The sequence below is a fragment of the Dethiosulfatibacter sp. genome, assembly GCF_983023055.1.
Window position 1 is genome coordinate 1345 of the sequence record NZ_CEZJXU010000061.1, and the last position, 6748, is coordinate 8092.

Here is a 6748-nt window from a genome sequence, read left to right on the forward strand (position 1 = left end):
TTGGTGTAGGTATTATGCCTGTTGAAGAAAATGTACTACAATCTCGTATGGGTCTTATTGGACAAATTATGTTTGGTGAAGATTTTCGCCAGCCATTCTCTGAGCCTCTAGATCAAACTACTTGGTTGCCTGTTCCCAAAGGTTCACGTTTTAACATGGATTCTAGATATATAACAGAAGATGTACCCGTTGGATGCAGTGCTGCTCTAAGTTTTGCTAATGTACTGAAGGTTAAAACTCCAGTTATCGATACCATGACAAATCTTGCTAACATTATGATGGAAACAAACTATTGTGATAATGGATATAATTTAAAAACCTTTGGTTTGGAAAAGATGACTGCAGAAGAAATGACAGAGTATATGCGAACTGGCAAGTAAAATCGTAGCCTTTACAATTAAGTGCTACTTAATCACAAACATCAAAACTTCAGGTGTTTGAATATATGAACTTACTCCACTAATAAAAAATCCGATTTGAAAAATAACTTTTCAAATCGGATTTTCTTCTTTTACTGTTACACGGCTGCCTTTTCCTTACTGATAAGTAAATCCAAAGACTGCTTCAAATCAGCAATTATATCATCAACACTCTCTAACCCAACAGATATTCTAACCAATCCGTCGCCTATTCCACAAGCTGCTCTTTCTTCCGGCGTGTAAGGAGCATGTGTCATTGAAGCAGGATGCTGTATTAATGATTCTGCATCTCCAAGACTTACTGCCAATGATATTAAGTCAAGATTGTTCATAATGGTTTTACCTTCTTCTATTCCACCATTAAGTTCAAAGGCTATCATTGCCCCTGGTAAACGCATTTGTTTTTTTGCCAGATCATAACTTTCAAAGCTCTTAAGGCCTGGATAATGAACTTTTTCAACTGCTGAATGGCTTTCAAGGAATTCAGCCACCTTCATTGCATTGGCACAATGCTTCTCCATTCTGATTTCCAATGTTTTCATTCCTCTTAATACAAGATATGCATCATCAGCACTAAGTACAGCACCTGTCATGTCCTTTAATCCGAATAGTCTAACTTGTTGAATAAAATCCGCCTTACCTGCTACAAGTCCAGCGATTACATCTCCATGTCCGTTCAAGTATTTTGTTGCCGAATGAAGTACAACATCAGCACCCAGATCCAATGGTTTTTGAAGATAAGGAGTACAGAAAGTATTGTCTACAAACAGCATACAGTCTTCAACGGTATGTGCAATTTCAGCTATTTTTTCCAAGTCTGCAAATTTTAATGTTGGATTTGCAGGTGTTTCCAGATACACTACTTTGGTATTTGGTTTCATGGCATTTCTAACTTCTTCAAGATTGCTTATATCCACAAATGTAACCTCGATGCCAAACCTTGGAAGTCCATGATTAAACATTGAAAAAGTACATCCGTAAAGTGTATCGGCTACCACTACATGATCTCCAGCCTTTAAAGCTGTATATAAAGCCGAAGTAATTGCTCCCATTCCAGAAGCTGCTGATAATCCTGCTTCAGCATTTTCCAATATAGCAATCTTTTCTTCAAGTTCTCCATTTGTAGGATTACCTATCCTTGAATATATATGACCTGCTTCTTCTCCTGCAAACCTTCTTCCGCCCTCTTCTGCAGAAGCGAAAGTAAACGTTGAAGTTCTATATATCGGATTGGCCAATGCCCCATGTTGAGAATTCCCTGCATTACCTCCATGAATCGTCTTTGTTCCAAAACCCATTTTTTCAATACCTTTCATACTCATCTGTATTTCTCCTTTTATTTTTTTAACCTGTAAAACGATTTCTCACTCTGTCATCAGGTCTTATTTTGTATTCTTAAATACTATTAATGCAATTACTATGCCAACTTTTAGAACAGCCATTTAATCTGGTTTTTCAACACAGCTTCGATATAGCGTAAACATTATTTACATTTCAATTTAAAATAGTGTAAATAACATTTACATCCGTAAACATTATTTACACCACCCCAAAATCTATTGTTTTTTTATACCTGTATATCGAACTTCTTAACCTTGTTAATAATTGAAGTATGGGAAATTCCCAATGCCTTTGCAGTCTTTCTATAAGTTTTATGAATCTTCAATGAATTTGTGATAACTTCCTTTTCGTACATTTCAATGGTTTTTTTCAAATCAAGGTCTTCCTCATAACTAAATTTTGGAATCTTTGTAATAGGTCTTTTACTTCTATTGTCAAAGCCAATAATCAGATGCTCCAATGTCAATATGTCGCTGGAACATAGATTCATGGCTCTTTCTACTACATTTTGCAACTCCCTTACATTTCCTGGCCAGGAATACTCCATCAACGTATTGATAAATGCTGCATCAGCTCCAAGAATCTTCTTGTTAAGTCTACTATTCAATTTGTTAATGAAAAAGGCAACCAGTGTTGAAATATCATCGAGTCGTTCCCTTAGGGCTGGAATGAACACAGGAATTATGTTCAGCCTATAATAGAGATCTTCCCTGAATTCTCCTTTTTCAACCATATCTTCCAAATTCCGGTTGGTGGCAGCGATTATCCTGACATCCACCTTTTCTTCTCTCTTTCCACCAATTTTTCTAACAACACCCTCCTGAAGAACCCTCAATAGTTTTGCCTGAAAAGTCATGGAAAGCTCTCCAATTTCATCCAGAAACAAAGTCCCTTCATGAGCTTCCTTGAAGATTCCTTCCTTTCCTTCGCTGCTTGCTCCTGTAAAGCTACCTTTTTCATAACCGAACATTTCACTTTCAATTAATGTTTCCGGTATTGCCGCACAGTTTAAAGTGACAAACTTCTTGTCCTGCCTGTTGCTTAGGTTTTGAATTGCCTTTGCGAATATTTCTTTTCCAGTCCCGCTTTCTCCCCTCAAAAGAATTGTAGAATTACTCTTGGCAACAGAAATACAAAGCTCTTTCACACTTTTTATTGCAAATGAATTACCTACCACTTCTGTAAAAGCACCCTTTTCACTGGAAGAAATAACATTTGCGATTTGTATAGCCTCCTCGGCACTTCTAATTGAAATAACAGCTCCAACAATATTATCCTTGCCGTCCTTTACAGGTCTGCCTGTGGCCAGAAAATGAATATTTCTTTTTTTACCCTCCATATCTACTTCAACATTGTCATACCTTTCACCTTTTTGTATTGATTCCAATATGGCGTCGCTTATAAAATTAAAGTCTTTGATATTCTTACCAGCAACCTCTTCTTTTTTATAATGAAAAAGTTCTTCACAATAACTGTTGAATACTTCAATTTCCATTTTACCGTTTATGTATATTATTCCATCATCAACCGAATTAATGATTGCATGGATTTTTTTCTCATCTTTTTCAAACTGCATAAGCTTAATTTCATTTATGCTTATTACTCCATCTAATCCCAATAATTCTCTCTTTATTGATTCATTCCTATCGTAGGATGTATTTTTAATTTTAATACGAACTTTTCCAGGAGATACTTCCACAGAATTTAAATTAATATCAAAACAATAAATTTTATTCAATATGCCCACTGCACTGCCGACTTCGTCTTTCCCTGTTACTTCCAATCTATAGAATTCATTAATACTCAAAGCTACCTCCCTTGTGTTTATAAATAAGCACCCTAATATACTACTTATCTAAATAAAGCTAGTACCACATTATGATACTTTTGATTTATAATAATCATACTATGATTCATTTTGATATACAAGGACAAGTGAACGTTTACCTTGAATACCAAAGAACATCACTTCAGGTTATTATTCAAATAATTAACCTTATTAATTATAAAAGAATCCTGCCTTGGCAGGATTCTTTATTCTCAAAATATTAGATTATACAGCCTTTCTAATTGGATAGATTAGTGGATAATTGTGTTCCTCGTCGTGCTGAACCTTCACTTCTATATCGAATGCTTCCCTTATGTTTTCCTTGTTCATTACATCCTTTGGAGCTCCTTCTGCAAAGACCTTTCCCTTTTTAAGGAGTACTATGTTGTCTGAATACTTTGCAGCATGGTTCAAATCATGTAGAACCATAAGTACCGTGATATTTTCCTTTTCGTTAAGCTCCTTGATAATCTCAAGAACCTCGAACTGATAGGCTATGTCCAAAAAGGTCGTAGGCTCGTCGAGGATTATAAGCTCAGGCTCCTGGGCAAGGGCCATGGCAATCCATGCTCGCTGCCTCTCTCCTCCGGAAAGCTCGCTTAGAAGCTTGTACTTGTGGTCCTGAATGTTTGTCTTCCTAATGGATTCTTCTATTATTTCATAGTCATTCTTTCCAAGTCTTTCGTACCATTTCAGGTAGGCATTTCTTGAAAGACTTACCAAATCCCACACTGTAAAATCATTTGGTGCCTTTGGATTCTGAGGAAGATAGGTTACATTTTTCGCCCAGTACATCCTGCTCAATGTTTGAATAGGATCACCCTTGAAAAATATTTCTCCACTGTTTATCTTTTTCTGTTGTGTGAGAGCCTTTAAAATAGTTGACTTTCCCGATCCGTTTGGACCGATTAATGTATTGACAGTACCCTTTTTTATATGGATGTCAACTGAGTCTATTATTTTCTTGTTTCCGTAGCTCACTTCAATTTTTTTAGTTCTAATCATCGTATTTAAATCTCCTTCTCAACAGAAATAAAAAGAACGGTGCTCCTATGAGGGACATGATTATTCCCACAGGTATTTCCATAGGCTTTGCAACAATCCTGGCAAGTGTGTCGCAGACCATGACTACCAATGCTCCCGTAAGTGCGCTGGCTGGTATGAGGAAACGGTTGTCGGAGCCTACAATAAGCCTTGTCATATGGGGTATGATAAGTCCTACGAAACCAAGCATTCCCACTATGCTTACAGCAGATGCTGCCAAAAGTGATGCTACTGCTATAAGTATTATCCTTGTCCTTTCGATATTAATTCCAAGGTTTGATGCTATCTCGTCTCCAAGTAGAAGTATATTAAGCTTCTTGGAATAAACGATTGCTATTATTAGTCCTATGACTGCATAGGGCAACAATATCCTAAAATCAGACCACATTTTTGTAGAAAGACTTCCTATTGTAAATGAAATTTGGTTTGTTATCCTGTCGGGATAAAAAATCAGTATTGTATTAATTATTGCAGATATTATTGATGAAATAGCAACTCCTGCAAGTACCATCCGAAGAGGCTTTATTCCATCCTTCCAGGATATGATGTATATTATCCATGTTGTAGCAAAGGCTCCAAAAAAGGCAGCAGGAGTCAACAGATACTCCATCTCTGGCAACAATACAAGAGTGACTGCTGCAGCTAGTCCAGCTCCTGCATTGACACCTATGATTGTAGGGGAAGCAAGAGGGTTCTTCATTACACTCTGTAGAATACAGCCGGAGACCGACAGGCACATGCCTACCAGTCCAGCTATTAGTGTTCTTGGAACCCTAAGCTTCCAAATTATGTTTCTGTTTGTTGTTTCAACACTGCTGAAGAGGCTTTTGAGTATTTCAGCAGTATCAAGCTCCACTGCACCGAATCTTACACTCATGATGAATACAATGAAAAGTGCTATGCCTACTATAATTAGATATGTGATTTTTTTTCTGATTAATAAATTATGTTCCATAATGTTTGGATATACTATTCAAATACGCTTGGGTATATGATTTTTCCAAGGTATTCAAAAGCTTCTGCATATCTTGCATTGGGTTTGTACATGAAAAGATCCTTAGGCATATAGTATACATTGCCTTCCTTAACTGCAGTCAAAGTAGCCCATGCATCCTTTGTTGCAACATTCTCTTCAAAGTTTGCCTTGCATGCCTCTTCATTACCCATTGTAGTGATTAGTATGAAGTCAGGATCTTTCTGAAGCATTACCTCAAAGGAATAGTCCACGTATTTCGCACCTTTTTCAACTGCATCCATTGCAATGTTTTCTCCACCCATAAGCTTGAACATGTCTCCAGTAAGAGTTATGTCCGAGTTAAGCTTTATGCTCTTTGTAGATGTGAAAAGAATTGCTGCTGAAGGCTTTTCATCTACTTCATTTGCCTTTTCAATTATAGCGTCACAGTCTTCTACTATCTTTTCTATGTCTGTCATAAACTTCTCTTCAGTACCGTTTACAAGGGCAAAGAGATATAGTATCTTTTCAAAACTTTTGTATGGCTCAACACTTGAATCTATTAGTGCACATTCGATTCCATTTTCATCAGCAAGCTTCTTTATATCTTCAGATGCAGAATATGTGGACGAAATCACTATTAGCTCAGGCTCAAGACTAAGGATCATCTCCAGGTTAAGCGATGTGATTTTTCCAAGGTCTGTAAGCTCCATTGCAGCTTCAGGTACGTTTGTAGATCCGCTTACCCTTCCTATTGCTTCTCCACCGGCCATATACCACATGTCCAGTATTGAATTCATAAGTACTACAGTTTTTTCAGGGTTCTTTGTTATTGTTGTTTCATTTCCCTTTGGATCAAGGTATGTTACAGTTTCATCAGTGTTTTCAAGTACGAATTCAGGGAACATGATATCAGTTCCTTCAGCTTCAGATGAATCATCATTAGCCTCTTCAGATTCGTTTTCTGCAGGCTCAACCGGTGCAGGTGTTTCTGCTTTTGTCGTACATCCAGATAATGCTCCCATTACCATCATTAGTGCCAATAAAATAGCTAATATTCTTTTCATTTTTTACTCCTCCAAATAATCCTTAATATCTTTAATTAGTTTTTCCTTATCTTCAAACCAGTCTCCATCAGTTGTCGGTCTGTCGAGCAGGTGT

General features: G+C 37.0%; 6 protein-coding genes. 1 reads left to right on the top strand and 5 read right to left on the bottom strand.

The window, feature by feature from the left end:
* Positions 1-380 (top strand): NAD/NADP octopine/nopaline dehydrogenase family protein (locus tag AC3AX0_RS03690; RefSeq protein WP_487548955.1); only part of this gene is annotated, 380 nt, incomplete at its 5' end.
* A gap of 137 nt (positions 381-517) precedes the next feature.
* Here AC3AX0_RS03690 and megL read toward each other — a convergent pair.
* The 5 genes from megL to AC3AX0_RS03715 form a co-directional block, all read right to left on the bottom strand.
* Positions 518-1735, bottom strand: a complete 1218-nt coding sequence (gene megL, locus AC3AX0_RS03695; protein ID WP_487548960.1) for a methionine gamma-lyase — start codon at positions 1733-1735, stop codon at positions 518-520.
* Positions 1736-1986: 251 nt separating this feature from the next.
* Positions 1987-3567, bottom strand: a complete 1581-nt coding sequence (locus AC3AX0_RS03700; protein WP_487548956.1) for a sigma 54-interacting transcriptional regulator — start codon at positions 3565-3567, stop codon at positions 1987-1989.
* A 246-nt stretch (positions 3568-3813) separates the two neighbouring features.
* Positions 3814-4593 carry an ABC transporter ATP-binding protein gene (locus AC3AX0_RS03705; RefSeq protein ID WP_487548957.1) on the bottom strand — a complete coding sequence of 260 codons (780 nt, stop codon included), beginning with the start codon at positions 4591-4593 and terminating at the stop codon, positions 3814-3816.
* Positions 4586-5587, bottom strand: coding sequence for a FecCD family ABC transporter permease (locus AC3AX0_RS03710; protein ID WP_487548958.1), 1002 nt, complete (start codon positions 5585-5587; stop codon positions 4586-4588). Before AC3AX0_RS03710 ends, AC3AX0_RS03705 begins: the two co-directional genes overlap by 8 nt.
* 14 nt (positions 5588-5601) lie before the next feature.
* Positions 5602-6654, bottom strand: a complete 1053-nt coding sequence (locus AC3AX0_RS03715) for an ABC transporter substrate-binding protein (protein WP_487548959.1) — start codon at positions 6652-6654, stop codon at positions 5602-5604.
* Between the last annotated feature and the right edge of the window lie 94 nt (positions 6655-6748).

What these genes read in the sequence shown, in the direction of transcription:
- AC3AX0_RS03710 (WP_487548958.1), bottom strand. Translation starts at nt 5,587, where the DNA reads ATGGAACATAATTTATTAATCAGAAAAAAAATCACATATCTAATTATA.
- AC3AX0_RS03715 (WP_487548959.1), bottom strand. Translation starts at nt 6,654, where the DNA reads ATGAAAAGAATATTAGCTATTTTATTGGCACTAATGATGGTAATGGGA.
- megL (WP_487548960.1), bottom strand. Translation starts at nt 1,735, where the DNA reads ATGAAAGGTATTGAAAAAATGGGTTTTGGAACAAAGACGATTCATGGA.
- AC3AX0_RS03705 (WP_487548957.1), bottom strand. Translation starts at nt 4,593, where the DNA reads ATGATTAGAACTAAAAAAATTGAAGTGAGCTACGGAAACAAGAAAATA.